At 65.2% G+C, this 21304-nt stretch carries 34 protein-coding genes; 1 reads left to right on the plus strand and 33 read right to left on the minus strand.

Annotated elements, in window-relative coordinates; genetic code table 11:
- Positions 1-33 precede the first annotated feature (33 nt).
- The 31 genes from SCLO_RS09810 to SCLO_RS09950 form a co-directional block, all read right to left on the minus strand.
- Positions 34-549, minus strand: a complete 516-nt coding sequence (locus SCLO_RS09810; RefSeq protein WP_066517710.1) for a phage virion morphogenesis protein — start codon at positions 547-549, stop codon at positions 34-36.
- Positions 550-634: 85 nt separating this feature from the next.
- The gene (locus SCLO_RS09815) at positions 635-1894 is read right to left on the minus strand and encodes a PBECR3 domain-containing polyvalent protein (protein WP_066517706.1); all 1260 of its coding nucleotides are present in this window, start codon (positions 1892-1894) and stop codon (positions 635-637) included.
- Between the two features lie 90 nt (positions 1895-1984).
- Positions 1985-3550 (minus strand): DUF935 domain-containing protein, encoded by a 1566-nt coding sequence (locus SCLO_RS09820; RefSeq protein ID WP_066517701.1) that lies wholly within the window; start codon positions 3548-3550, stop codon positions 1985-1987.
- A gap of 133 nt (positions 3551-3683) precedes the next feature.
- Positions 3684-5444 (minus strand): hypothetical protein, encoded by a 1761-nt coding sequence (locus tag SCLO_RS09825; RefSeq protein WP_066517698.1) that lies wholly within the window; start codon positions 5442-5444, stop codon positions 3684-3686.
- Positions 5441-5794, minus strand: a complete 354-nt coding sequence (locus SCLO_RS09830; protein ID WP_066517697.1) for a hypothetical protein — start codon at positions 5792-5794, stop codon at positions 5441-5443. The genes SCLO_RS09825 and SCLO_RS09830 overlap by 4 nt, the downstream gene beginning before the upstream one ends.
- Positions 5791-6102 carry a DUF7736 domain-containing protein gene (locus SCLO_RS09835; protein ID WP_066517693.1) on the minus strand — a complete coding sequence of 104 codons (312 nt, stop codon included), beginning with the start codon at positions 6100-6102 and terminating at the stop codon, positions 5791-5793. The genes SCLO_RS09830 and SCLO_RS09835 overlap by 4 nt, the downstream gene beginning before the upstream one ends.
- Before the next feature lie 14 nt (positions 6103-6116).
- The gene (locus tag SCLO_RS09840; RefSeq protein WP_066517690.1) at positions 6117-6701 is read right to left on the minus strand and encodes a DUF3486 family protein; all 585 of its coding nucleotides are present in this window, start codon (positions 6699-6701) and stop codon (positions 6117-6119) included.
- Positions 6698-6892: a hypothetical protein gene (locus tag SCLO_RS09845; RefSeq protein ID WP_066517687.1), complete on the minus strand. Its 195-nt coding sequence runs from the start codon at positions 6890-6892 to the stop codon at positions 6698-6700. The genes SCLO_RS09840 and SCLO_RS09845 overlap by 4 nt, the downstream gene beginning before the upstream one ends.
- Positions 6889-7146: a hypothetical protein gene (locus tag SCLO_RS09850; RefSeq protein WP_066517686.1), complete on the minus strand. Its 258-nt coding sequence runs from the start codon at positions 7144-7146 to the stop codon at positions 6889-6891. The genes SCLO_RS09845 and SCLO_RS09850 overlap by 4 nt, the downstream gene beginning before the upstream one ends.
- Entirely contained in the window at positions 7139-7435 is a 297-nt protein-coding gene (locus tag SCLO_RS09855; RefSeq protein ID WP_066517685.1) for a VpaChn25_0724 family phage protein, read from the minus strand. The genes SCLO_RS09850 and SCLO_RS09855 overlap by 8 nt, the downstream gene beginning before the upstream one ends.
- Positions 7432-7722: a DUF2730 family protein gene (locus SCLO_RS09860; RefSeq protein WP_066517683.1), complete on the minus strand. Its 291-nt coding sequence runs from the start codon at positions 7720-7722 to the stop codon at positions 7432-7434. The genes SCLO_RS09855 and SCLO_RS09860 overlap by 4 nt, the downstream gene beginning before the upstream one ends.
- Before the next feature lie 70 nt (positions 7723-7792).
- Positions 7793-8413: a hypothetical protein gene (locus SCLO_RS09865; RefSeq protein ID WP_066517675.1), complete on the minus strand. Its 621-nt coding sequence runs from the start codon at positions 8411-8413 to the stop codon at positions 7793-7795.
- On the minus strand, positions 8410-8958 hold the full coding sequence (locus SCLO_RS09870) for a lysozyme (protein WP_066517673.1): 549 nt from the start codon (positions 8956-8958) through the stop codon (positions 8410-8412). The genes SCLO_RS09865 and SCLO_RS09870 overlap by 4 nt, the downstream gene beginning before the upstream one ends.
- 100 nt (positions 8959-9058) lie before the next feature.
- Entirely contained in the window at positions 9059-9424 is a 366-nt protein-coding gene (locus tag SCLO_RS09875; RefSeq protein ID WP_066517671.1) for a hypothetical protein, read from the minus strand.
- Positions 9424-9582 carry a hypothetical protein gene (locus SCLO_RS23335; protein ID WP_157080313.1) on the minus strand — a complete coding sequence of 53 codons (159 nt, stop codon included), beginning with the start codon at positions 9580-9582 and terminating at the stop codon, positions 9424-9426. Before SCLO_RS23335 ends, SCLO_RS09875 begins: the two co-directional genes overlap by 1 nt.
- Positions 9579-10295 carry a gp16 family protein gene (locus SCLO_RS09880; protein WP_066517669.1) on the minus strand — a complete coding sequence of 239 codons (717 nt, stop codon included), beginning with the start codon at positions 10293-10295 and terminating at the stop codon, positions 9579-9581. The genes SCLO_RS23335 and SCLO_RS09880 overlap by 4 nt, the downstream gene beginning before the upstream one ends.
- A gap of 1 nt (position 10296) precedes the next feature.
- Entirely contained in the window at positions 10297-10689 is a 393-nt protein-coding gene (locus SCLO_RS09885) for a helix-turn-helix domain-containing protein (protein WP_066517666.1), read from the minus strand.
- Positions 10686-10841: a hypothetical protein gene (locus tag SCLO_RS23340; RefSeq protein ID WP_169800558.1), complete on the minus strand. Its 156-nt coding sequence runs from the start codon at positions 10839-10841 to the stop codon at positions 10686-10688. The genes SCLO_RS09885 and SCLO_RS23340 overlap by 4 nt, the downstream gene beginning before the upstream one ends.
- A gap of 8 nt (positions 10842-10849) precedes the next feature.
- The gene (locus SCLO_RS09890; RefSeq protein ID WP_066517664.1) at positions 10850-11812 is read right to left on the minus strand and encodes an AAA family ATPase; all 963 of its coding nucleotides are present in this window, start codon (positions 11810-11812) and stop codon (positions 10850-10852) included.
- Positions 11813-11827: 15 nt separating this feature from the next.
- Positions 11828-13816, minus strand: a complete 1989-nt coding sequence (locus tag SCLO_RS09895) for a transposase domain-containing protein (RefSeq protein ID WP_066517662.1) — start codon at positions 13814-13816, stop codon at positions 11828-11830.
- The gene (locus SCLO_RS09900; RefSeq protein WP_066517659.1) at positions 13813-14274 is read right to left on the minus strand and encodes a hypothetical protein; all 462 of its coding nucleotides are present in this window, start codon (positions 14272-14274) and stop codon (positions 13813-13815) included. The genes SCLO_RS09895 and SCLO_RS09900 overlap by 4 nt, the downstream gene beginning before the upstream one ends.
- Positions 14267-14494 (minus strand): hypothetical protein, encoded by a 228-nt coding sequence (locus tag SCLO_RS09905; protein ID WP_066517657.1) that lies wholly within the window; start codon positions 14492-14494, stop codon positions 14267-14269. The genes SCLO_RS09900 and SCLO_RS09905 overlap by 8 nt, the downstream gene beginning before the upstream one ends.
- Complete coding sequence (locus tag SCLO_RS09910) at positions 14494-14733, minus strand: hypothetical protein (protein ID WP_066517656.1); 240 nt, start codon at positions 14731-14733, stop codon at positions 14494-14496. The genes SCLO_RS09905 and SCLO_RS09910 overlap by 1 nt, the downstream gene beginning before the upstream one ends.
- Positions 14730-15329 (minus strand): hypothetical protein, encoded by a 600-nt coding sequence (locus SCLO_RS09915; RefSeq protein WP_083949087.1) that lies wholly within the window; start codon positions 15327-15329, stop codon positions 14730-14732. Before SCLO_RS09915 ends, SCLO_RS09910 begins: the two co-directional genes overlap by 4 nt.
- On the minus strand, positions 15326-16045 hold the full coding sequence (locus SCLO_RS09920) for a TRM11 family methyltransferase (RefSeq protein ID WP_123905474.1): 720 nt from the start codon (positions 16043-16045) through the stop codon (positions 15326-15328). The genes SCLO_RS09915 and SCLO_RS09920 overlap by 4 nt, the downstream gene beginning before the upstream one ends.
- 193 nt (positions 16046-16238) lie before the next feature.
- The gene (locus SCLO_RS09925) at positions 16239-16664 is read right to left on the minus strand and encodes a hypothetical protein (RefSeq protein WP_066517648.1); all 426 of its coding nucleotides are present in this window, start codon (positions 16662-16664) and stop codon (positions 16239-16241) included.
- Positions 16661-17308, minus strand: coding sequence for an HNH endonuclease signature motif containing protein (locus tag SCLO_RS09930; RefSeq protein WP_066517646.1), 648 nt, complete (start codon positions 17306-17308; stop codon positions 16661-16663). Before SCLO_RS09930 ends, SCLO_RS09925 begins: the two co-directional genes overlap by 4 nt.
- Positions 17305-17544 (minus strand): hypothetical protein, encoded by a 240-nt coding sequence (locus SCLO_RS09935; RefSeq protein ID WP_066517643.1) that lies wholly within the window; start codon positions 17542-17544, stop codon positions 17305-17307. Before SCLO_RS09935 ends, SCLO_RS09930 begins: the two co-directional genes overlap by 4 nt.
- A complete protein-coding gene (locus SCLO_RS09940) occupies positions 17541-17873 on the minus strand; it encodes a hypothetical protein (RefSeq protein ID WP_066517633.1) in 333 nt (110 codons plus the stop codon). Before SCLO_RS09940 ends, SCLO_RS09935 begins: the two co-directional genes overlap by 4 nt.
- Entirely contained in the window at positions 17870-18190 is a 321-nt protein-coding gene (locus SCLO_RS09945) for a hypothetical protein (protein ID WP_066517630.1), read from the minus strand. The genes SCLO_RS09940 and SCLO_RS09945 overlap by 4 nt, the downstream gene beginning before the upstream one ends.
- 422 nt (positions 18191-18612) lie before the next feature.
- A complete protein-coding gene (locus SCLO_RS09950) occupies positions 18613-19611 on the minus strand; it encodes a ParB N-terminal domain-containing protein (RefSeq protein ID WP_066517627.1) in 999 nt (332 codons plus the stop codon).
- Positions 19612-19700: 89 nt separating this feature from the next.
- On the opposite strand from SCLO_RS09950, the gene SCLO_RS09955 reads away from it, so the two are divergent.
- Positions 19701-19922: a hypothetical protein gene (locus SCLO_RS09955; protein ID WP_123905475.1), complete on the plus strand. Its 222-nt coding sequence runs from the start codon at positions 19701-19703 to the stop codon at positions 19920-19922.
- 23 nt (positions 19923-19945) lie between these two features.
- Here the strand turns inward: SCLO_RS09955 and SCLO_RS09960 are convergent, their stop codons facing one another.
- The gene (locus tag SCLO_RS09960; protein ID WP_066517624.1) at positions 19946-20398 is read right to left on the minus strand and encodes a hypothetical protein; all 453 of its coding nucleotides are present in this window, start codon (positions 20396-20398) and stop codon (positions 19946-19948) included.
- A complete protein-coding gene (locus tag SCLO_RS09965) occupies positions 20398-21234 on the minus strand; it encodes a BRO family protein (RefSeq protein ID WP_066517623.1) in 837 nt (278 codons plus the stop codon). Before SCLO_RS09965 ends, SCLO_RS09960 begins: the two co-directional genes overlap by 1 nt.
- Positions 21235-21304: the final 70 nt, after the last annotated feature.

Below are 21304 nucleotides of genomic sequence, written 5' to 3' on the forward strand. Positions count from 1 at the left end.
CCACCGCCCGCCGCCGAAATCAAACCGGCAATGTCAGAGGCGGGCGGTATTGAAGCCGCGCTTTTCGAATGCCTCGGCCAGATATTCGTCCGCAATGTCGATGATCTCGCTTTCGTCTTCCTCCGACAGGCCCAGCCAGACGCGGGCCGGGATATCGCCCCACGGGATCGGATTGCCCCGGCTGTTCGTGCCGAACGCGCCCTTTCGCACACCATCCTGCATCGCACCGGAATATTCGAGCGAAGACCCGATCTCCACGCTGTCGGGCGAGGCGATCCGCTGGATTTCCGAAGACAGACGCCTGGAAGGCCCGATCAGCGGATCGGGACGGTCGCCGTCGCCCCGCGCGAGATAGGCGGCGAGCGTCGCGGCGCTTTTGGGAGCCCATGGCGTCCCGTCCGGCGCGATCCCCTTGCGGAAGCGTTCCTTCGTCGTTTCGAGGACATATTCGCCGATGTCCTCATGAACGGGCGTCATGTCGTCCAGGCGCGCCGACAGTTCGCGCAGCGCTTCGGCCACGTCCTCATATTTGAACTGGACGCCGATCATCGCTATATTCCTTTTCGAGACGCGCGCATCGTGGCGTTGGGTTCATAGCCCTGAACGGTTCCGGACGTTGGCGCGGGGGCGCGTCTCATTTCCCCTTCCGCACGAAAAACGTCTTCAGGCCCAGGGTCCGCTGTTTGTTGCGGACGGCGAAGCGCGCGATGAACTGCTCGCCGTTGATCGTCTTCACGAAGCTGAGCAGCGGTTCGCCCGCCCTGGACCGCCCGGCCTGCTCCACGCGGTCCGGCTGGTTCAGGATCAGCGGCAGCAACGCATAATCCTCCGCCGTGATCGCGCGCTGGCCGCGCAGTTCCTCGCTGCTGTCGCCATGGCCCTTGACGATGTGCAGGATATCGTCCCGCGCCATGGAGAAATCATAGAGATCGACCGGACGCAACGGATCGCCCGTCCATGTATCGGCGATAATGTCCGCCTGTTGCGGCCCGACCAGGCCGAGCGTCCGGAGCGGCTCGATATCGCCATCGATGTCGCCCAGGACGCGTCGGGCATAGCCGCGCGCGTCGTCCGCCACGGAAGGCAGCGAGCGATAGCTGGCCGCCAGCGAATCGCGCATCGCTTCGGGCACTCCCTCCATGAAGCCCTTGGCGATGCGATAGTCCCAGTGACGGATTTTCTCGGCCGTCGCCCGGACGACCGGCGCGACCGATGCGCCGGGAGCATAGTCCCAGTTGCGGCCCGCGCCATGGGGCGCGCCCGTGCGCGGGTCGATGCGATCCCATCCCTCCGGCAGCGTCTTGTCGGGATCGCCGCCCAGCCGTCGCGCGCCCCGTTCGCTCCTCGCGCCCAGGACGTAGCAGCTGCATCCCCAGTCGGACGGCGGATAGAAGATCGTCCAGAAATCATGGCTGGGCGGCAGGTAAAGCCCGTCGAAGCCCAGATGCTCCAGGCGCGGTTCCTTCGATCCGCCATGGCGGTAGACCCACAACGGGAAGTCGCCCGCGACCAGCTGGGCATAGCGCCCGGCGCTGTAGCTGGTCGAAGCGTTGGCGCGGTAGATCGTCCGCGTCCGCCACGCCCGGCCGCCCTTCGTGTCCTCGCCGGTCCAGCCATGCCAGCCATGGCGTTCGACGATGGCGCGGAAGTCCTTTCGGAAACTTTCGAGCCCCTTGCCCTCCGCGATCGTGCGATCGACGGCGGCGGCCAGATCGCTCAGCAGGTCTGCCTTGGCCGCCCCGGCGACCATGAAGCCGGTGTCATGCTGCTCGCGCTCCAGATCGTCCCATCGTTCGGTCGGAACGAGGTTGCCGAGCTTGCCCCGGAAGAAGGCGACCTGTTCGGTGAAGGGGCGGCGCAGGACGCCGGAAGCGGCGCTGGGCTGGTCAGGCATCAAAGATCACCGCAAAGCCACGCGGCAATCGCCCAGCCGAGCGGAAGTCCGGCGACGACGCCCAGCAGCATCAGCAGCGTCAGGGCGGGATCAGGCATCGGCCTCTTCCTCCACGTCGAAGCGCCCGGCCGCATGGGCGGCGGTCAGGCCCTTGCCGATCTTCGCGGCGAGGCGCTGCGCGTCCAGCCGGGGGAAGGCGCTGCGCAGCATCTCGGCGAACTCGCCCAGATCGTTTGCCGCAGACAGCATCGCCTCGATCTGCTCCAGCCATTCGCCGATATCGGCGTCCGCGTCGTCGGCCAGCCGGTCGCCGATCGCGTCGGCCGGGAATGTTGCGGCCGGAGCCTGTGCCGCCTGGAGAGCGCGGATCAGCTGCTGGCTGGGCTGGGCGATGCTGGACGGCGAAGCGGGCGCGCGCAGCAGTTCCGCGCCCGCGTCCGGATCGGACAGGCCGAGCTTGTCGCGGATCTCGCTCGCCTGCACCCGCATCCCCATCGGCACCAGCGTCTGGAGCGCGGAGACGAGTCCCGAAACATCCTCCGCCTTGGGCCGGGCGATGCGAAGGCGCGGATATTTGCGCTGCGGCCCGTACTCCAGATCGACCCATGGCCGGATCAGATCGCGGTTGAGGGTCGCGGACAGCCCTTTGCAGTCGGCGGTTTCGATATCCTCCTGCACAAGGCGATGCTCCTTCGCCACGGCATGACCGCCCGACACGGCATCGGTTGTCGTCGTCTGCCCCAGCACGGCCTTGCTGGTCTGCCGGTCGAGCCAGTCGGCGCGCTTCTCATAGAGATCGGAGCCGGGGCCGACATTGCGCGACTCCTTGAAGTCGATGTCCATGCCGTCGGGAATGATCGCCGCGCAATCGCCCGCGATATTGGCGACCGCGCGGAACAGCGTGTCTTTGTCTTCGTCGCTCGCCCCGGACCGGAACTTGCCGATGCGGACCGGCTGGCCATAGGTCTGGACGAAGATCGCCCAGTCGCGCTGCGTGAACGCCTTGAACATCCATCCCCATGCCGCGATGCGGGCGATGCCGGATCGCACCGGCAGGCCGGACTTGGCCTTGACCTGGTGACGGATGAACTTGAACGGCGGCAACGGGCTGTCCGCGCCGCCCCCTTCCTCGCCGCCGCGCAGGAGCGGCGTCCGCCCGTCGCGCGGATCATAGGTGAACCAGCGCGGATCGCGCCATTCCAGCCGGGCCGGTTGCCACTGGCCGCTGCTGCTGTCCCAGACGATTTCCGTAAAGCTGTCGCCCTTGCCGATCGCGTCGAGGATATCGAAGGTTTCGTCGGCCAGTTCGTCCCGGTCGATCCATTCGCGAATCCTGTCGGCGATCGCGACGTCGCCCGCGTCGTCGCTGGCCGCGTCCACGGTCGCGTCGATCTGCGCGACCGAACGCTTGCGCGTCCCCAACACCCCCACATAATGCGGGTCGCGTTCCTCGATCTGCTCGGCCAGTTCGAAATAGGCGAGCGGATCGCCCATGTCGGCCGCGCGCAGGATGCGGGCCAGCTTCACCGGGTTCAGCCCGTCGCCCGGATAGCCCGTCATGGGCGACCGGACGCCGCCGATCCTCGGCCCGGCCACTTCCCGCGTCAGCACCTCGCGGCGCAGCGGTTGCCCGCGATGATCGATCAGTCCCGTCATGCGGTGCGCTCCCTTCGGTTCAGGATCAAATTAAGAGGGTCTAAGAGGCCCCTCACAGCCCTTCTAAGGGTGCTGGGGTATCTTGGGCGCGCCGCGCCATCCGAAGCGCCTGTGCGGCTTCCTGCGGGTGCGATCATATGAACCCCCGCAGGCCCGATCCCAGCGGCGGCTTCCACCAGTCGCGGACAGCCCCATCGCCAGCGTCATCGTCGCCCAGCCAGCCGTCGCGATCGCCGCCGTCGAGCGCGCGGGGGACGGCGGGAACCGGCTGATAGCCATAGTCGGCCGCGCCCTGCCGCGACGCATACCAGGCGAGGATGCCGCCGATCGCGGTGTCGCCATGGCGCTCCAGTCCGTCCGCGCCCTTGTAGCGCATGTCGTCGGGAACCTTGATGATGCCGTTCACGAACTGGAGCGCCTGATGGTCGCGGATGATGTCGTCATCCCCGGCGACGACGATGGACCCGTCGCCAAAGGCTTCGACATAGGGCGGCGAGTTGACGCGATACCATTCCTGGCTGAGCTTCACTTCGCTGATCCGCTCGCCCCATTTCTGGCGCGAGACTTCCGCGAGATACGCGCCGTTGCCGGTGGCGTCGAAAGCGCCATGGCCGAAACGGGGCAGGGCGTCGCCGACATGGAAGACGACGTCGCGTTGCGTCTCATAAGGGACGTTGCGAAGCTCGATCACCAGACGGCCGCGCCGGATCAGGTCCTGGCTGAGTTCATTGACGATCAGCGCCGACCCGTCGCCGGTCCGCGCGAAGTCCATGCCGAAATCATGGCGGCGCGTCGGATCGAGCCGGTCCAGATGCGGCCGGACCTTTTCGCGCAGAAAGGTTTCCGTCAGCCGCTTGCGTTCGTCGGCCGGGGCGCTCTTGAAGCTGTCGGGCAGTTCCCAGCGGATGACGGGAATGGAGCGGTCGGAGCAATTCTCGATCACGACGCGGGGCAGTGCGGACCCTTGCGCGTCGGCCGGGATCGCGTCCAGTTCCTGCTGCATCTGCGCGGTGCGGACGCCATAGGCTCCCCGGATGCGCGCTTCCCATTCGTCCTGCGCCTCCTGCGACCATGGCTTGCCGCGCGTCAGGCAGACGCGCTTGAAGAGCCCGTTATCCACCGCCTTCTGGAACGGGATGAAATGCAGGCTGAAGGGAACCTTGCCGTCCTTCGCCTCGCGGATCAGGTCGTTGAAGGGATTGAGGACGCCGTTATGCGTGGAGATCACGCGGATGCGGCCTTCCCAGATCAGCAGCGCGTTGACCGCATCCAGCACGGCGCGCACGTCCTTGTGGAACGCGGCTTCGTCGATGACGACGACGCCCTGAAGGCCGCGAATATTCTCCGGCCTGGACGACAGCGCCTCGACCCGGAAGCCCGACGCGAACTTGACACGGTAAGCGCTGATGAACTGGGACGTTCCGTCCTCACGCTCATCCTCGAAAAGGAACTCCTCGACCTCGACCAGCTCTTTCGCGACGACGCGCGCGAAATGGGCGACATAGCCGATGAACTCGCGGCCCTTGTCCTTCGTGTCGCCGATGTAGAAGACATTGTCGCCACCGGCCGACCGCGCCGACGACGCGATGATCGTGTCGTCCAGCGCCTCGGCATAGGTGATGCCCGTGCGCCGTCCCTTTTCCCCCAGCTTCAGGACCGACTGATCTTCCAGCCATTCCTTCTGATGGTCCATGAGGATGCCATCGGCGAGCGGATCGTGGTCGTCGGGCAGTTCGAAGCCGCGCGGCAGTTCGGGCGGCAGCTTCGCCGCATCGCGCGACAGCACCGGCTCCAGCGGCACGGGCTGGAACGCGGTGGCCGGTTGCCCGGTGAGCGCTCCCGCCAGCGCCGCGCCAGCCATGAACATGGACTTGCCCTTGCGCGGCGGGATCATGCGGACGTCTCCGCTTCAGCCCATGGGTTCGGTTCCGTGCCCGCAACGATCCGTTCCAGCAAGGCGATGGCAGTTTCGTAAGTGCCGTCGTCGGCCCAGTGATCGTCCATGGCCCAGGCGACGTGGTCGGCATCGCCCCATGCTTGCACGGCCTGGGCGCGCAGCGCGTCATAGACAGCCTGGCGCTTGATGCGATCCACCGATGCCTGCGTCTGGAACGACAACTCGATGCGGAAGCGCCACAGGCCGAGCCTGACATTGTGCATGAACACGACCGTTCGATCCATGTCGGTCGCGCAGGAATATTGCAGCGGACCCCATTTCCATGGCTTGGGGACAGGATTGCTCATTTCACCACTGCGAGAATAAGGGCGTCCGGTGAGAGCTTGGCCAGGACGTCGCTCAACTGAGCTTTGGGAATGGCGCCATTTGCTTCTGCCCAGAGGCTGTCAGGGTCGGCAAATTCGTGCGTGTAAACTGGACGACCGAGAAGCGCGGTGACGCCTTCATGTGCCTTTTCCCATGGCATACAGAGACGATCCTGCCGCAACTGGAGCAGACCGCGTTCTGACGGCGAGAGCGATGACCACTTGCCTTCCTCCGCAAAGGCAACGGCCTCTTCCTTGGTAAATTGCCTTGCGGCCAATCGCTGTTCCATAGGACTTCCTCCCGTCATATCCGCAGCCCCAGCACTTCGCGCCTGATCTGGGCGGCGCGCTCGGCCGTCAGGCCCGCTTCGGTGGCGACCTTCTCGACCTTGTCCGCCGCCTGCTCCATCTGGGCGGCGACGCGCTCTTCCAGCTTGCGGCGATGCTCGGTCGATGTCTTCTGCGCCGACACGACAGAGGTGAGCGCGCGGGCCATCTCCATGACGCCCTTGCTGTCGGCCGTGCCCTTCTCCAGCAATTCGTAGATCGCGACCTTCAGCATCTCGGCCACAGCGACCGTCACCTGGTCCGCGCCGTCCGTGCCAAGGTCCGTGACGATCTCCGCCGTGATGTGGCGCACTTCGTCCAGCTTGCGGAACTGGATGGCCTTGCGCACCGCCCACCGGCTGAAGGCGGACTTGCTGACGCCCGCGATTCCCCGGTCGGCCAGCCGCTTGTTGAACTCGCCGACGATGGCGGTCTGCGGCATGGCCCGCCCGCGCAGCTGCTCCAGCGCCCAGACGATATCTCCGTCGGCTTCGTCCGGCAGCATGTCGATCGACGACAGGCGGCCCCGGCCTTCGCGGCGGTCGGCGTCGATATCGCTCATCCTGCCGCGCTCCCCTTTGCAGGGTCGCCCAGCGATACGGCGACGTCATAGTGAACGCCATCCATGTCGAAGCCCCAACGGGCCTGTGCGCCGGTCACAACCTTGTTCATGTCGCGCAGACGGTCGGCCATCTCCACGATCTTCATGCCGATATTCACGGCATCGTCCTGGCTCACGAGACGGTCGGTCATCCGGTCACCTTCAGGCGCAGGCTTTGCGTCAGCGAGAAGCTGCCATCGACGCGGATGCGCAGATCGGCGCGCCAGCCATCGGCATAGCGGGCGATGACGCGCCGAGGCGCGCCGGACCTGTCCAGATAGCCATAGACGATTTCCGGCTCGCCTTCCGGCACCAGCACGCCCGCTTCCCTCAACAGCGGCAAGGCGCGAGCCGGAACCAGCGTCACCTTGCGCAGGCCCCGCCGCTTGCGCTGCGGCCTAGACATCGTCGGACGGCCGGGACACGCCGTCGATGATCTCGCGGCGTTCGACATGATTGCGGCCCAGCGTCGTGATCTTCGCGATCAGGACCGTGCCCATCTCGCTGAGGCGGACGGCTTCCAGTTCGGCGAGCTTGCGCATCTGGGTCCGCACCCATTCCCGCGAACGGGTGATGGCGAAGGCGTCCAGCACACGGCCCAGCGCCACTTCGTTCAGCCGTCCGTCCACCTGGGCGGCGAGTTCCTTCAGGATGACCAGACGGCCATCTTCCGCGACCTTGTCGTCGTAGCTCATGCCTTCTCTCGCAGATAATCGTCGATGCGGTTCACCACGCGGCCCATGCTCGTGATCTCGCTTTCCTGACGGCCGATCATGCCGAGCACGGTTTCCAGCTGGATGCGCAACGCGCCCACGTCTTCCTTGGTGGGCAGATGCTTGAACTCGCCTTCCAGGCTCAGTTGGCGCGCTTCCAGCCGATCGAGATTGTCCTCGATCTTCTGCACCCGATCCGTGGCGGCGGACTGCGACTTGGTGTGCCAGGTCCAAAGGATATTCGCGATGCTGGCCAGCAACGCGATCATGGCCGGAAATACGCCAGAACTCACAATTCCCCCCGTTTCTTCAGGCGCTGAAAACATGGTGCGATGCCCTTCATTGCAGCCCGTTGATGTCGATCCGGGCGATGCGGTCCCACGCGGCGTTCAGCGCTTCGAGCGTCACGGTATTGGCCGTGCAGATGGCGAGGTCGGCTTCATCCACGATGGCCGCTTCACCGGGCCGCAAAGGTCCGCTGGACAGGACGGGAACGCCGGACAGGTCCGCTGCTCCGCCGCCACCGGCAGCGCTGGCCGCACCCGATCGCGTTCGCGCGTCCCGCAGCCGGTCAGCAAGATCGGCGCGAGCAGCAGCCAGATCGGCTTGATGGTCATTCTTCACCTCCTGAAGGATTGCAGCCCCTTCGCGCCCGACGCGCGCGGCATTCTCGCGGTCCTTGCGCGCTGCCTCGGCCCGCGCATCGCGGACCATGCCGACGAACTTCTGCATCTCGGCTTTCTGGTCGCGGAACTTGCCCTGCCACGCCGCCGCCTGGACGCGGCGCGCCTCGGCCAGATCACGCGCGCTCCTCGCCTGCCCGTGCAGCCAGAGGCACAGCAGCGCGAGGATCAGCATCGCCAGCCGCCACGGGCGCGCCAGCAGCCAGCGGACGCCATCGCCCAGCAGGCCCGCCAGTTCGATGCCGACATGGGCGATCGCGTCGAAGAGCCATCTCATATCCGCACCTTGACGGTCAGCGTGACTTCGGGCGTCAGGTTGGTGAAGCAGGCGCGCATTTCGTCATTGCGCCGGTTGACGATGCCGGTGACGACAACGCCGCCCGCCTTGTTCCAGAGCGCGAACGCCTGACAGGCGGAGAACCAGTCTCCTGCCTTGAACTGCCGCGCCATGGTGGACCCGCAATAGGCCGCGACCCCGATATGATAGGCGACGCTGATCGCCGCGCCCAGCTGGTAGACGGCGTTCTGAAGCTGCGGGGTGCAGCTGAGGACGCCCTTGCCGAAATCGCTCCGGATCGCGGTGCGGAGGAAGGCGCGGCATTCGGTCGGGGTGTAGACGCGCATCGGCACCCGCGTCTCGCCGGTGCAGACGGTCCATTTGCCGATCATGTCGCGATAGGGGACCGTCTTCGTCCCCTCCCATTTCTCGATAAGGCCGGTGGCGACCTGCGCGGCGGGATCGCTGACGGCGACGCCAACGGGCGCGGCCACAAGGGCGGTCGCGACGATGGCGGCGATCGGACGATTGCTCGCGTCAGCCATGGCGGCTAACTCGCTGTCGGGTAGGGGAATGCGTCTGGGCCATGACCCAGATGTGCGGGTTTCAGCTGCGGAAGTTCATGGCCGTGCCCACGGCCATCCGTCAGAAAAGGGAGAATTGCCGTTCGGGCTCGCTGCCCTTGACGGGCGGGCTGTCCATGCGGGCAAACATGTGGTTGACGCCCGTTTCCGTCATGCCCAGCTTCGTGGCGATCGCGCCATTGCTGAAACCGGCCGCGCGATAATGGCGCGCGCGAACCTCGCGGGCAAGAGGGACGCGCAGATAGTCGGGCGACTTGCGCCGGGACAGCAGCCGCGCGGCATCGAGACCTATGGCCTTGGCGATCTCGCCGTCGCTGTCGACCTTGGTCGGCACATAAAGACGGCGGCCACCGAACGCCTCGGCGAGCGCGATAAACCCGCGTTCGCCGAGCAGCTTCGTCAGTTCGGTGGCGAGCCGCTCGCTCATCAGAAGAGCACGGCTCCCAGCAGCAGCCCGGCCGCAAAGATGGTGAAGAGGGTCGCCAGCGGAACGCGGCGGCGCGGCCGGGTCGACCGCAGCAGCGGCTGCGTTTCCCATTCCGCGTGGACGTGGCCGCCCCGCGCGGCATGGACGCGGGCGGTCACGACTTCACCTCTTCGAACGCGGCGTCGCCACCCTTGACGCGCAGGACGCGGCCAAGCCCATGGGCGATCCGGTCATAGTCCTCCGTCGCGAAAAGATGCTGGTCGGGATCGGACAGCTTGCAAAGCTCCCACGCCGCCTTCCCCAGGCCCCAATGCGATGGCACGATGCAGGCGCGCACGAGCTTGGCCAATATGGCTTCGCACAGACGACCCTTGAGCGCATGGACATGATGGATTTTGGCGAGGCCCGGCAATGCCTGCGTCCATCCATGCCGCTGCGCCATCGCCTTCAGCGCTTCGATCAGCCGGTCGCTTTGCGACTGGTTGACCCATTGGAACCGTTCGCATCCCGTCTGTCGGCGGGCGAAGGCTTCAAGGGCGGGCTCGCCGCCGTCGCGAATCGCGCAGAGCAGGCCCAGCGAAATCCACATCGCGCGCGCCTTGCGCGCCATGGGATGATCCGCGCGGCGCGGTGCGCCCTTGCCGTTCGGCGTGGACGCTTTCGCGGTAAAGCCGCGCCGGGCGAACTCTTCCACAAGCGCCTGCAATTGCGGGATCGTGCAATCGCGCGCGCTCATCTGTCCGGTGACGCGGTGCATGACCGCGCGATAATCATCGTCGGTCATCCCGATTTGCTTGGGCGCGATGTGCACCTTCGCGATCAGCGCGCGGCGCTGAGGATCGGTCGCTGCTTTACGGGCGGCGGTCGCCATGTCAGTTCTCCTGAAAGTCACGAAAATGATTGACCAGACGATCGGTCAGGCGGCGGAACGCGGGATCGCGGTGGCGTAATGCGCGCGCGCGGCGGACGGCATGGTGAACCGTCGTGTGATCTCGTCCGCCCAGCGCGTGGCCGATCACGGTCGTTGACCCCAGTCCCAATTCACAGGCGATCCAGCACACGGCGGCCCGAGGCCGGAAATAGACCGGTTTGCGCGTCCGGCCGACGATCTCGCCCGCGTCGACGCTTGTGAACCAGGCGACGGTATCGATCAGGTCCGCAACGCGCACCTTGCCGCCGAAGCGGCGCTGCGGAGCGGGACCGGCGATCCGCGCGACCAACATGGTCAGCGCCAGGCTGACCGCCGTGTCAGCCGCGCTCGTCACTGCCCGGCTCCCATGCCCAGCGACATCACCAGCATGGCGAGGATGACCAGCACCGCCACGCACAGGCCCATGGCGAGCGAGATGCAATCCATCGGATCGAGCGGGTCGCCTGTAACCGGGTCGGTGAGCAGCGCGCGCAGCGCCTTTTCCATGATCGGTTTCATTGGCGGACGATCCGGATGGCGCGGCGTTCGATCGCCCAGCGCACATGAGCCAGTTGCAGCCTGCCGCCGTCTTCGGAGGCGATCCGGCTGGCGTTGACGATGATCTGGCGGCACTCCCGCAGCGCGCCCGATCCCGGCCGGAGCGCGACGTCGATCAGCGTCTGGCGAATGCCCGGATCAAAGAGCTTCCACGCATCGCAAAAAGCGAGGACGTCCCCTTCCTGCGGCTGGGCTTGCACGACGCGCTGGGCAATCCGGCTGTTGAGCCGGGCGAAGGCGTCGCGTTGCCGGCCGCGCTCGATCCGGGCAATCAGTTCTTCATTGCCCAGCAGGCAGATGCCAAGTCCCGTCTGGTCATGCCATGCCCGCAGCTGCTCCAGAGCCTTGAAGGTCAGGTGATTGGCTTCATCGACGATCAGCGTGGCCTTGCGGCGGCGCAGGAACGTGATGAGCTCCGCGCTGATCGCGGCGGGCCAGCTTCTGACGCAATTGAGCCCGATCGCCTTTTCGACAAGGCGGATCATCGCGTTCGTGTCCTTGGAGACATCGTCAATGGTCGCCATGAAACAGGGAGACACACGGCCAAGGAAATCCTCGGCCGTTTTCGTCTTTCCCATGCCCGGCCCGAACGCGCCGACCGTGATTTCGCCGCTGGACGCGATGGCGAGCAGTTCGCGGATCAGCAGCGATGTCGGCGTGTCGAAATAGCCCGGTTCCACGGGGATGCCGTCCATCTGCTCGCGGCGGTTCTGGACGCCCTGGCGGAACTTGAAGATTTCGCGGGCGATGCGGTCATTGTTGCCCGCATAATTGCCCTTGCAGAAAGGCTGGATCGTCCCGCCCGGAATGCCGATGGCGTTGCCAAGGTCGTTCCAGCTCAGATTTTCCATGGCCTTGTAGCCATTGGCCCACTCGCGCATCTCCTCGATGTCGACGGGCATTTCATCAACATGGATCACGGGTCTTTTCTCCTTTTACTGCTCGATCAGTCGGAGCGCCGCCTTGCGGTGCAGCCGGTCGAAATCGGGGTTCGTCACGGGGTTCTGAGAAGGCTCTGAGACGGCTTTGAGAGCAGCGACGATGTTGCCGCGCTGGCGCACGATCCGGCTGGCTGCCGGTCGGACGCTCGGTTCAACATCTTCGTCATAGGTGGGCAGCCGTGCCGCGAGATCGGCGGCGGACAGCAGGTTGAGCGCGTCGGCCGCTTCCTTCGCTGCGCGCTGATGACGCTTCTCCAGCCGCTGGCGCTCTTTTGCGGCGGCCATGTCCAGGAAGCCGGTGGCCTGCCACAGCGGCGCGGTGACAAGGAACTTGCCCGCACGGTCATAGACATGGACAGGTCGCGTCAAATCGTCGGGGTCGAACCGGATCGTCACTTTCTGACCGGCGATCTGGGCCATTTCCGGCTTCCAGTAGCTGTTGCCCGCGAGCCTGACCGCGCCTGTGGTGCGATCGGTGCTGATCTGATCGGCGGCGAACAGGGCAAGCCGCAGTTGCTCCTCGGTTGCCTTGCCGATCGTGGCGCGGGCATAGCTATCGTCGAAGACCTGATCGAAACTGTACTGGCCCGCGCCCATTTCCGTGCGTCGGCCGAGGCGCGCGTTGTGGGCTGCCACGCCCGCGTCGAAGACCCGGCAGAATGTTTCCAGATCGACCGCCGCATTGCCGTAATTCTCCGGCTTCGCCAGCGGCGTGTTGCCGGTATAGGCGCCCTCGAAAGCGGGATGGCGCGCGATATGATCGCAAAAATCACGGAAACCGCGCTCGATCGGTTTCGACTGTCCGCGATAGGGCTTGGCCCAGTGGATCGCGATGCCCAGGTTCACGAGGACGCCGACGGGGTCCTCATCCCTGATCTTGAACCGGAACCGGGTGCGCGCGCCGCCCGTCAGCCACTTGGATGCAAAAGCCCGGCCATTATCTGCCAGCAGCCCCTTGGGAATGCCCCATTTCTTGAAGAGGTCCGCAAAGACCAGGCGCGCCGTCACGGTGTCTTCCGTTTCGGCGATGCGCCATGCGAGGAATTTGCGGCTGTAAACGTCCTGGATCGCAACGATGGTGGGGCGGCCGATCCGGCCATCGGGCCAGCGGACGAACACGTCGGCCTTGTGGCCGTCGATATTGACCAGTTCCATCGCATGAAGATCGGCGACCGAACGGATTTGCGCGGGCAGCATCCGGCGCAGCGCTTCCTTGCCCTTGCGCCGCAGGGTGATGACCTGTGGCGGAACTTCGGCTTCCAGGCGGCGTTGCAGGGTTTTGGCGTGGGGGAGCGTCATCCCCATTTCGTCTGCCAGCGCCTTCGTCCGCAGATAGCAGGACATGAAGGTCGGCTTGGAGAGGCGGAGATAATCCGACAGCAGCGTTTGCCACAGTTCCGGGTCGATCTCCGCTTCCTTTCCTCCGCCCTTCCGGCGGGGGGCAAGATGCGGCAGGCGATCCGGCGCGGGAACGCCATCGACCAGCCCCAGCCAGTTCCATACGGTGGAGGGAGAGACCTTTGCTGCCCGCGCCGCGTGGTTGACCGCAGTCGTCGCGGGCAGGCCTGCCGCCTTATAGGCGTCCACGTCGACGAGGATGAGCGCGCGCCGCTCGGCCTCCGCCTTCACTTTGTCCGACTGGCCATCGAACCACGCCCATATCTGGTTGCGGCAACCGTCATTGGCGGCCAGCGGCCGGTCCGCTTCTGCGGGGCTGTATGTTTGTGGAGAAACAAACGCGATTCCCCGGCTGACGAGTTCCGCCTGCGCCGACGTGGGCAACTGCGAGATATGGAACTCCAGCCCGCCGCCCCGGCCGCGACGGCTCCGGGCCAGCGGCACACCGTCGCGACCGGCCGCGACCTTCCAGCCTTCCCGATCAGCCCGTTCGTTCACTTTCCGCTTGGTGCGGGGCAGGCCCGGCAACCCAAGGTCGGCGATCTCGGCGGCGGTAAACCAGGACTTTCCCCCCGATGCGATCATTTGCGGCGATTCCTCTGGATGGTGGGGTTCATGCGTTGCAGGGACTTCAGCTGCTGCTGGAGCCGCGAAATCTCGCTGCTGATGTGGCCGACCTGCGCGGTGTAGATTTCGTCGCCGACCAGCACGGCCGCGCCGATCGCGCGCAACTCGCGGTCCAGAAGGTCGAAGCGGTTCGTCACCGCGATCAGGGCGCACATGCGCGCAAAGCTGATATTGTGGCCGTCCCGCGCCTGGCTGGCATAGGCATCCAGCATCAGCTTGGTGACTTCCTCGTCCAGCAACACGCTCATTTCGGCGGCGATGACCTTCCGGTCCCGATCGTCATGCTTCAGGGCTTCCGCCACCGTGCGAGCGATACGCGCATCCATCCCCGCCAGCGCGGCCGGAAGCGTCGCGGGCTGCGGCGCTTCGAACGTGAAGGCGAACTGGTTGGGATGGGAATCGCGGTTCTTAGCCAAGGCGCGGCCCCCGCTGCGCCCAGGCTGCATCGTCGCAGAGACCGCAGGGATGCGGCCACCGCACACCATGCTGACAAACATGGCCGCGCGCGATCTGGACAAGATCAGCCGCGTTCATCACGGGAACCCTGCGACGCGCATCCATCCAGTCGAGCAGCTGCTCGACCTTCACGGGCGTCAGCGCATCCGGCGCGGACTTGATGTTCGACCCACCCGCCATCAGTCCCTCATCATCCAGTGGGCGTCCCAGCGGCCGAAATCGGCGGCTTCGTCGATCACGACAAAGCCCTGCCTGCCGTTGATCGCGCTTACCGCATCCTGCGCCCGCTGGCGCAGCGCGGCCCTTTCCTCCGCCTTGCGTTTGCGCAGTTCGGGAATCGTGCAGCCGCGCTGCATCGCCTCGGCAAATTCCTGCCGGGCACGGGCGAAGCGTTCGGCTTGGGCGGACGGGGCGGTCACAGTGTCTCCCCGCCTTGTGATGACCGCTGCGGGAGAGGCATGGCTCTGATGGCTGCGGCCAAGTCTTCCATGGCACCTGCGCCTTCTGGATCGCCGTCAGCATATCGTTGCTTGCTATGCTCATCTGCTATCTTCGCCGCCGCTTCCCGCACGTCCCCCCCTGAGGGCTGGGGAGCCGCTTCGTAAGCTTCCGGTGCATTGCCGCACCATCCGCATACGCCATCCTCGGACAGAATGTTGCCATCGCCAGGACAGACCTTCTCCCCCGCCTCTGGCTGCACAGGCTGGGCCGGGAGGGTGGACAATGCTGCACTCGCCTCATCTGCAAGGGCGCGGGCGGTATCTCGATGCTGGTCAGCAATAAGCCGAAATTCGAGTACGTTTTCCCAGCCCTCTTTGGACCGCTCCAACGCCTCGCGCAGCCGCGTTTCGGTGGGATGGGGGGTGGAGAGAGCGAGTAATTCGTCAACCGCGTCCCGATTAAAACCGGGCATCGTTGGCAGCGGTAAATCAGACGGAACCGCATCTCTCCACGCCAGTACCTCTTCCAACGCCTCTCGCAGCGCCGCCATCAGCGCATCGGTGTTCTTCATCATGCGGCCAACTCCAGCTGGGGGAGCGCACCGACCCGCCGCAGATCGTGGTCGCGGTCGGCGATCTTCTGGGCGCGGGTGCGGGGCGGGATAAGGCGGCTGCGGGTATCGGGGCGCGGACGGTGCCGGTCCCAGACATACCAGGCGTAATCGGTCTTTCCGCGCTTCCACGCGATCAGCTGTCCGGTCTTTTCGTCGCGATCGTGCAGCGCGGTTCCGGGGGGCATCGACGGACGGTCGCAGAACTCAAGGATTTCGAGCGGAGGAAATTCCTCCTGAAGGAAGCCGAAACGCTTCTCGCTCGCCCGCCAACGGATCGGCAGCAGCGCGCACACCATGCCGCTCGCGACCTTCAGCGCCTGCCGGACGCACCGTTCGGCAATATCGTCCTCATAGCTGTAAGGCGGATTGAAGATGACGCTGAGCAGCGGCCAGAACTCGACCATGTGCCGCTGCGCGCCAAGGAAATCATGTTCGCCCAGGAACAGATGGGGCAGGCCCAGCGTCTGCGCCGACCAGCGGTCCGTCAGGTCCGTGCCCGCGACTGTAAAGCCAGCCGCCGCCAGCGCGCAGGGGATGGTGCCCAGCCCACAGCATGGGTCCCAGATCGTATAGTCGCGGTCGAGCGCGATCATCTGCATCAGCGCGCGGACGGTCCATGTCGGCTCGACATACCAGTCTTGCGGATGACGGTCGGGGCGCGGGGTGGCGAGTGTCACGGGCGCGCCTCCCCGGAATGGGACCGGCGACCATGCTTCGCGGTGATACAACAGAGGGAATGGGTGTTCCCCCCGGCCTCGGACCGCGTTGACGCGTGATGCGCAGCATAGCCTTGTTTGCGAGCGGCTGCCGGTATGTCCGCCCCGAAATTCCGAGGCCTGTTGACGGTGGATGATGTCGGAAGGCGGCTCATCACGCGCACCTTTCCGGGTGATGGCGGCGAATCGCGGCGAGCAGCATGGCGCTGGCATGGGCGATGGCTTTCGCGCCGGTCGCCTGATCGGACCGGCCGATCCGCATATAGCCGATGATCTTGTCCGCGCTTTCGCGGCGGATATTCAGCCGCGCCGCGATCTGGTCGCGCGTCAGGCCCGCCTCATAGAGGTCCATGATCTTCGTTTCGAGCTGGGCGGTCGGCATCCCATAGCGGCCGCGCTTGGGCGTCGTCGCCGGTGCTCGGCGGATCGTCTTCGCCCGCTGCGCGCTTGCCGCCAGGGCGGCAACGGTGCTGGCCGCAATGCCGATCTTCTCGCCGATCTCGCGGTTGGTCAGCCCCTGGGCGGCCAGCGCGATGACGGCTTCTGTGCGCGTGGGATAGCCGAGCGTTTCCTTGCTCATTGTCTGCCCCCCTTTACGGTGCGCGCACGATGCTCCAGCTTCGCGATCGCCAGAATTGTGGGTTTGATCTCGGCAGGGGCGGCGTCATAGCCTCGGCCGAACCGCCCATTGAGGCGCGGCAGCATGGCGCGCGGGATCAGTTCCCAGTTGGAAGGATCGGTATTGAGCCGGTTGCCGTCGAGACATTTGAGGGCATGGCCCTTTGGCACGGGGCCATTGGCCTTTTCCCACAGCCACTTGTGCTTCAGAACGTAGCGGCGCTCAAAGCCTGTGTGAGGATTGCGTTCGTCGATGCTGATTTCGACGTAGCCATCGTTCGACACGCGTTCGTGCCCGAGATAGTTCGTGTTGTGCGGGCTCTGACCCTTCTTGAACTGAGTGCGACGGGCGTTCGGATGCCGTCCGCCCTTGCCCGGCGCGCAGGGCACACCCTTATTGTGCGCTTCCTGCCCTTTGACGAAGCATCCCGTTCGGCCTGTCAGCCAGCCTTTGCGCTTGCAGAGTGCGTTGAAGTTCTGGAGCGAGACGTCATCGCGGCGGAACTTCTGGCAGAAAGCCGCATGAGCCTCGTCTCGCGCCCAGCGGCTGACCGACTGGATATAGGCGAGTTCATCCGCGCTATATGGTATCTGGCGCCCCTTCACGACTTGTCCTCGATCATGGTGGCGAGCGGATGCTTGAACCTGTCGCCATGAAGCGCCAGGACCTGCACGGCCTTCAGCTGGAGATTGGCGGCGGAGACTATCTGATCGGACAGCGCAACAATTGCGTCGGCTCTCTTGACCTCGGTATCGATCTGTTCGGCAGAAAGGTCCTCTTCCGCCAACCGTTCAAGTTGAGCGAAAAGATGGTTGTTCAGATCAGTGAGCTTGTTCTTCACATGCGCCTCCCTTCGACAAAGCGGACGGCATCGCCATTCGCCGCCATCGCGACGGTGGACATGGCTGCGGCATCGGTGCGCCGGGCGGTGCGGAGATGTTCCGTGCAGGCCCGGAAGGCGTCCTGATAGGCACGGTTGCGGCGGTTCTGTTCGTCCCGCGTCATGTTGACGCGATAGACTTCCATCGCCCGCCGCCACGCTGTCCAGAGATCGTCCCGCAAGGGGCGCGGAAGGGCGAAATAATGGTCCTTGCAGAACAGCTGGCCCTTGCCGATGCGCGAGGTGCAGCCTTCGGCGGCGCAATGGACGTGATAGGTGCGGGCGCTCATGCGTCGCCTTCCATTTTTTGGATGAGGCGCATGGCGATCCTCTCAAGTTCGGTCTTCTGATCGGGCGGCAGGATGCGCCGCTGAACGCCCAGCGCGTCGGCAACGCCGAACCACCGAGGATCGTTGTCGGTGACGATGGCGGCGGGCCGTTCGCCAAGGCGGCGCATCATCTCTTGGAGGGCGGGGATGACTCCCAGGCGTGTGAAACGCTTGATGGTCGAGTGCTGAACGCGCCCGCTCTGCGGTTCGATCATGACAAGCAGGAGCGGACATCCATCGTCGCGGACGATATCGAGATGCCATTCGGGCGCGCTCACAGCTGCGCCTCCCGCAGGCTTTCCATCATCCCGTCGAAGTCGATGGCTTCCAGTTCGTCCTGGGCCTCGCCTATCGCCCCGTAGCGCCCTGCAACGCCGGACATGGTCCTTTGCGGCCTGAGCGTCCTCGAAGCCGTCCCGGCCGTCACCGCCATCCGCCTCCGGAGCGTCGTGATCCAGGAGAAGGAACAGGCGAAGGCTGAAATCATCGCGCGTGGTGCCGCTGACGGCCTTTAACCAGCCTTCGATTACGACCGGCCTGACCTCCATCTGCATGGCTGCCCAACTGACCGCGACGAACCGGCTGCAACCGTTGGCCCGATGCGCTTCATAGCATCCAACCGCGCTCAGACGGCGCGCCGCCTCATGGCGCGCCTGCCACGTTCTGCTGTCGAAATGCGCCTTCTGTGCGGGCGTCATGCTCATGCCGCACCGCCCTGCGCTTTGCGCGCGGTGAGAGCGGCGATAAATTCGTCCAGCGCGCTCGGTTTCAGCTTCGCGACGAAGGATGCCGCGATGGAACGTTGCTGGTCGGGCGAAAGTCGGTCCATATTGTTGAGGACGCCATTCATATATTTGGTCGCGCCGGTCGCGGCCGGAGCCGACGGCTTGGAAAGGCCCAGCCCTTCCATCGCCTGCGCCAGCGTCATGTCGGGATTGGCGATCAGCGAGGCGATCAGGTCGCCGCGCATGTCCTCATCCTTGATCGCCGCAATATCGCGCAGGGCGCTGGCGTTCTCCCCGATGACAGGATGCGTCGCGAGATCGCGCCAAAGGCGAGGAAACGGCGCGACCAGAGCGCGGTGGAGGGCGAGGTCGCGGAACATTGCGCGGCGGGACATTCCCAGCGCCTCCGCCGTTTCATCGGCCCATCCATATACGAGTGCCAAGTTGGCACTCGTATGGTCCGCTTCCGCTTCATTGAGGCTATCGTCACGTTCGACGCCCGGCGCTTTGGCCTTCATCGCATCCCAGCGGGCACGGATCGCGATCTGTTCCGGCGTCAGGTCGCCATGCTGCTCTTTCAGCCGCGCTTCGGCAGCGTCCGCAATGGCGCGCACGAAACTGGCGCGCTCCAGCGGGCCGCGCGATCCGCGCTCGATATTCTCCGACGCTTCGATTTTCCGGAGCGTCGCTTCGTCGCCGGTGACGACGATCGCGTCGATGATCGCAAGACCTTCCAGCTTCGCGCCTTCAAGCCGATGCAGACCGGCCACGAGCGTCCATGGCGCGGGTGCGCGCGGGCCGTTCTTGCGGACCTTGATCGGCTCATTCTGGCCGTCTTCGGCCATCAGACGGCCGATCGCGGCAGCCTTGTCGGGCCAGAATGCGCCCAGCCGGTCGCCGACCAATATATCATGGGGAGAGAGGGCGAGGATGACGCTCGCCACGTCCGTGGCTTCCTTGGCTGCGGTGGCCATCAGCGGGTTTCCTCATTCTGGCGGTGCATGAAGATGGAGCGAGCGATACGGTCATTCTCACTCACATCGCGGGAGTGCGAATCACGACCATGACCCAGCCTGAAACCTCGATTGACGCCCTGAAAAGCGTGCTTCTGGCTCACATCATTGCCACGGAGCGCGTTGCTCCAGGCACGGCCAAGGAAACGATTGAACTGGCGGATGCGCTCAGCCGCGCAGCGGTTGAATTTGGTAAACAAACCGAGGCGAACCGGATCGCCGGGATTCTCGATGAACTGAGGATCGCCCTGGGATTGCCTACCAATGACTAGCCATGGGATGCGACGGGCCATGTCTATCGACTCCCCCTGCGCTTCGATTTCGTGTGAAGGTCCAGCCGCTTCCATGCGCGACCCAGGGCTGATTTGCTGGGAGTGCGCTCGGCACCGACCCGCGCTTCGATCATCGCCAGAGCGCAGTCGATGGTGACCTGCCGATGCAGTTCGATCACAAGACGGCGCACTTCCAGATCGCCCCAAAAGTCCGGATTGCGCCTTACCCTGCCCAATGGCGGCAGTGCGGCTAGCGTTTCAGCCGGGACATCGCAGCCACGCGGCGCAGAAAGCCGGACTCGCATCGCGCGAAAAGGAGCCAAGACGTCCTCAACGACGACTGCGTCTGGCACCTGATCGACGGTCGCCACCATTGCGGTCCAGATGCTGGCGATGGAGCTTTCAGCAGAACCGGCTGCGATCATCGCCGCTGTTGGGATCACGGGCACTATGGCGAACCCTTCCACGCGAACCATCAGTGCGGCCTCGTCTTGCGGGATTTAGCCCCCCGCTCGATGACGCCGCTCAGCCGTTCCAGCGCGAGGGCCGCCAGCTGGTTCTGGCGCGCGTCGAGCGAGCCGCTGTTGACATCGTCGATCAGCCGCGACCGGATGACCTGGGCGGCGGCGTGCAGCGCGTCGAATTGCTCGTCTGGTCCCATGCGCGACAGCATCTCGCGCGTGATCATCAGCTCTTCCTCAAGCCGCTGTATCTCGACGGCGTGATGGATCGCGAACCGGCTGAAGGCGCTCTTGCTCACCGGCTTCTCGCCCTTGGCGATGATGCGCCGGTTGAACTCTGCGTGGATTTCGACTTGGCTGACGCTGCGTTCGCGCAGCGCCGCCTTCGCCCAGGCGACGGCCTCGCCGCACCGCCCCGCCAGCTTGTCGATGGACGAAAGACGGCTTCGGCGTCCTCTGTGCCATGAATAGCTGGGCAGCGCAGGTTCGGACTGGGGTGCGGGAGCTTGGGGCGCTTCGTAGAAGCCGTGCCGCCGGATCGCGGGCAGCACCTCGGACGTCACCCATTTGCGGAACCGCTTGGCTTCCGGCCGTCGCGATTTGAGGATCGCATGATACAGGCCGCTCTCGGAGATGATGGTGACTTCGCGATCCTGCACGACGCCGTTCTCTGACCTGATACGCACAATATGCGTATCAGCTTCATCGTCATCGAGATTGCGAACCATGTCGGGAGCGATGCGATAGCCAAGCACCTTGGCCACATCGCTCGCCACCCACCATGGCGCGGCGTCGATTTCGATCACGCGGACCAGCGCGTCGCCATAGGCGAAGGGAACCAGCGCGCCCATGTCTACCGCGCCTCCGCATTTAGACGGTGCGCGCCATGGGAGCGGCTGCTATGTCCCACATTAATGGAAC

This window comes from Sphingobium cloacae (genome assembly GCF_002355855.1).
In the GTDB taxonomy this organism is placed as follows: domain Bacteria; phylum Pseudomonadota; class Alphaproteobacteria; order Sphingomonadales; family Sphingomonadaceae; genus Sphingobium; species Sphingobium cloacae.

Excerpts from the sequence above, each read along its gene's own strand:
- SCLO_RS09810 (WP_066517710.1), bottom strand. The coding sequence starts at position 549 with ATGATCGGCGTCCAGTTCAAATATGAGGACGTGGCCGAAGCGCTGCGC.
- SCLO_RS09915 (WP_083949087.1), bottom strand. The coding sequence starts at position 15,329 with ATGATGAAGAACACCGATGCGCTGATGGCGGCGCTGCGAGAGGCGTTG.
- SCLO_RS23340 (WP_169800558.1), bottom strand. The coding sequence starts at position 10,841 with ATGGAAAAGGCGCTGCGCGCGCTGCTCACCGACCCGGTTACAGGCGAC.
- SCLO_RS09955 (WP_123905475.1), top strand. The coding sequence starts at position 19,701 with ATGACCCAGCCTGAAACCTCGATTGACGCCCTGAAAAGCGTGCTTCTG.
- SCLO_RS09950 (WP_066517627.1), bottom strand. The coding sequence starts at position 19,611 with ATGGCCACCGCAGCCAAGGAAGCCACGGACGTGGCGAGCGTCATCCTC.
- SCLO_RS09925 (WP_066517648.1), bottom strand. The coding sequence starts at position 16,664 with ATGAGCAAGGAAACGCTCGGCTATCCCACGCGCACAGAAGCCGTCATC.
- SCLO_RS09875 (WP_066517671.1), bottom strand. The coding sequence starts at position 9,424 with ATGAGCGAGCGGCTCGCCACCGAACTGACGAAGCTGCTCGGCGAACGC.
- SCLO_RS09870 (WP_066517673.1), bottom strand. The coding sequence starts at position 8,958 with ATGGCTGACGCGAGCAATCGTCCGATCGCCGCCATCGTCGCGACCGCC.
- SCLO_RS09880 (WP_066517669.1), bottom strand. The coding sequence starts at position 10,295 with ATGGCGACCGCCGCCCGTAAAGCAGCGACCGATCCTCAGCGCCGCGCG.
- SCLO_RS09965 (WP_066517623.1), bottom strand. The coding sequence starts at position 21,234 with ATGGGCGCGCTGGTTCCCTTCGCCTATGGCGACGCGCTGGTCCGCGTG.
- SCLO_RS09905 (WP_066517657.1), bottom strand. The coding sequence starts at position 14,494 with ATGGCGGGTGGGTCGAACATCAAGTCCGCGCCGGATGCGCTGACGCCC.
- SCLO_RS09855 (WP_066517685.1), bottom strand. The coding sequence starts at position 7,435 with ATGAGCTACGACGACAAGGTCGCGGAAGATGGCCGTCTGGTCATCCTG.
- SCLO_RS09865 (WP_066517675.1), bottom strand. The coding sequence starts at position 8,413 with ATGAGATGGCTCTTCGACGCGATCGCCCATGTCGGCATCGAACTGGCG.
- SCLO_RS09830 (WP_066517697.1), bottom strand. The coding sequence starts at position 5,794 with ATGAGCAATCCTGTCCCCAAGCCATGGAAATGGGGTCCGCTGCAATAT.
- SCLO_RS09895 (WP_066517662.1), bottom strand. The coding sequence starts at position 13,816 with ATGATCGCATCGGGGGGAAAGTCCTGGTTTACCGCCGCCGAGATCGCC.
- SCLO_RS09840 (WP_066517690.1), bottom strand. The coding sequence starts at position 6,701 with ATGAGCGATATCGACGCCGACCGCCGCGAAGGCCGGGGCCGCCTGTCG.
- SCLO_RS09835 (WP_066517693.1), bottom strand. The coding sequence starts at position 6,102 with ATGGAACAGCGATTGGCCGCAAGGCAATTTACCAAGGAAGAGGCCGTT.
- SCLO_RS09940 (WP_066517633.1), bottom strand. The coding sequence starts at position 17,873 with ATGAGCGCCCGCACCTATCACGTCCATTGCGCCGCCGAAGGCTGCACC.
- SCLO_RS09845 (WP_066517687.1), bottom strand. The coding sequence starts at position 6,892 with ATGACCGACCGTCTCGTGAGCCAGGACGATGCCGTGAATATCGGCATG.
- SCLO_RS09860 (WP_066517683.1), bottom strand. The coding sequence starts at position 7,722 with ATGATCGCGTTGCTGGCCAGCATCGCGAATATCCTTTGGACCTGGCAC.
- SCLO_RS09820 (WP_066517701.1), bottom strand. The coding sequence starts at position 3,550 with ATGACGGGACTGATCGATCATCGCGGGCAACCGCTGCGCCGCGAGGTG.
- SCLO_RS09825 (WP_066517698.1), bottom strand. The coding sequence starts at position 5,444 with ATGATCCCGCCGCGCAAGGGCAAGTCCATGTTCATGGCTGGCGCGGCG.
- SCLO_RS09960 (WP_066517624.1), bottom strand. The coding sequence starts at position 20,398 with ATGGTTCGCGTGGAAGGGTTCGCCATAGTGCCCGTGATCCCAACAGCG.
- SCLO_RS09850 (WP_066517686.1), bottom strand. The coding sequence starts at position 7,146 with ATGTCTAGGCCGCAGCGCAAGCGGCGGGGCCTGCGCAAGGTGACGCTG.
- SCLO_RS09815 (WP_066517706.1), bottom strand. The coding sequence starts at position 1,894 with ATGCCTGACCAGCCCAGCGCCGCTTCCGGCGTCCTGCGCCGCCCCTTC.